Genomic DNA, 1,620 nt, shown 5'->3' on the forward strand with positions numbered 1-1,620 from the left:
GTTGCTGAGCCTGACCGATTACGCGGCGATGTACGACATCCTCGGCCCGGTCGAGGACCTGACCGGCAAGGTGGTCGTCAACCTCAGCTCGGACACCCCGGACCGGGCCCGCGAGGCGGCGACCTGGATCGAGCAGCGCGGCGGGCGGTTCCTCACCGGCGGCGTGCTGGCCTCCGCGGAGCTCGTCGGCGCAGAACCGGCCAAGGTGTTCTACAGCGGCCCGGCGGAACTCCTGGAAGCCCACGAGCAGACGTTGCGGCTGATCGGGAAACCCCACCACGTGGGCACCGACCCCGGGCTGGCGCAGCTCTACTACCTGGCGCACATCGACCTCTTCCTGGTCACCCTGGCGGCGTACCTGCACGCCACCGCGCTGGTCGGCTCGGCAGGGGTGTCCGCGCAGGAGTTCCTGCCCTGGGCGGTGGCGAACCTCGAGACGAATCCGCTGGTGCTGCCCGCTGCGGCCGCGCAGATCGACAGCGGCGAGCACCCCGGCCAGCTGGGCACCGCCCGGATGATGGGCGCCAGCGCCGACCACCTTCTGGAAGCCAGCCGCGCGGCGGGAATCGACGCCGAACTGCCCGGCGCGATCAAGGCGCACTACGACCGGGCAATCGCGTCCGGTCTGGGCGAGGGCAGCTGGACCGGCCTCATCGACGTGATCCGCAACGCGCGGTGACGGCCCGCCGTTCGAACGAAATTCCCTTGGAGAACAACATGAATCAGCCAGTCACCCTGATCGGTCTCGGACCGATGGGGCAGGCGATGGTCAACTCCCTGCTCGACGCCGGGCACCCGGTGACGGTGTGGAATAGGACGGCGAGCCTGCCGATGACGTGGTCGCGCGCGGTGCTGCTCGCGCCGAGACTCCCGCCGACGCCGTGCGGGCCAGCGATTTGGTGTTGCTGAGCCTGACCGATTACGCGGCGATGTACGACATCCTCGGCCCGGTCGAGGACCTGACCGGCAAGGTGGTCGTCAACCTCAGCTCGGACAGCCCGGAGGTGACCCGGGAGGCGGCGAAGTGGGTCGAGCAGCGCGGTGCGCGGTTCCTGACCGGTGGTGTCATGGTGCCTGCGCCGATGGTCGGTACCGAGGCGTCCTACGTCTACTACAGCGGGCCGGAGGACGTTTTCGACGCGCACGAGAAGACGTTGGGGATCATCGGGAAACCGCACCACATGGGCGCGGATCCCGGTCTGGCGCAGCTGTTCTACCAGGCGAACCTGGACGTCTTCCTGACCTCGCTGTCGGCCTTCCTGCACGGGGCGGCGCTGCTCGGTTCGGCCGGGGTGCCGGCGAAGGACTTCGCGCCGTGGGCGGCGGAGGTCTTCCAGCTCGTGGTCCACTTCTTGCCGGAATCCGCCGAGCAGGTCGACAACGACGACCATCCCGGTCACCTGAGCACGGCCACGATGATGGGCGCGACCGCCGACCACATCGTGGCGGCCAGCGAGGAGGCGGGTATCGACCTGGACCTGCCTCGCGCGATCAAGGCCCATTACGACCGCGCCATCGCGGCCGGCAAGGGCGGCGACAACTGGACCCGTCTGATCGACGGCATCCGCAACCCCAGCTAGGTTCCCAGGGTCGTGAGTACTTTGGGGCGCTATAGCAACC

At 68.9% G+C, this 1,620-nt stretch carries 1 protein-coding gene and 1 pseudogene; both read left to right on the forward strand.

Annotated elements, in window-relative coordinates:
- Positions 1-679, forward strand: a 679-nt coding sequence (locus ABTZ89_RS38560) for an imine reductase family protein (protein WP_351054424.1), incomplete at its 5' end; no start/stop codon positions are given.
- A gap of 38 nt (positions 680-717) precedes the next feature.
- Positions 718-1,580: pseudogene (locus tag ABTZ89_RS38565) on the forward strand (NAD(P)-dependent oxidoreductase).
- Positions 1,581-1,620: the final 40 nt, after the last annotated feature.

It is taken from the genome of Saccharopolyspora sp. NPDC002686 (genome assembly GCF_040295745.1).
In the GTDB taxonomy this organism is placed as follows: domain Bacteria; phylum Actinomycetota; class Actinomycetes; order Mycobacteriales; family Pseudonocardiaceae; genus Saccharopolyspora; species Saccharopolyspora oryzae.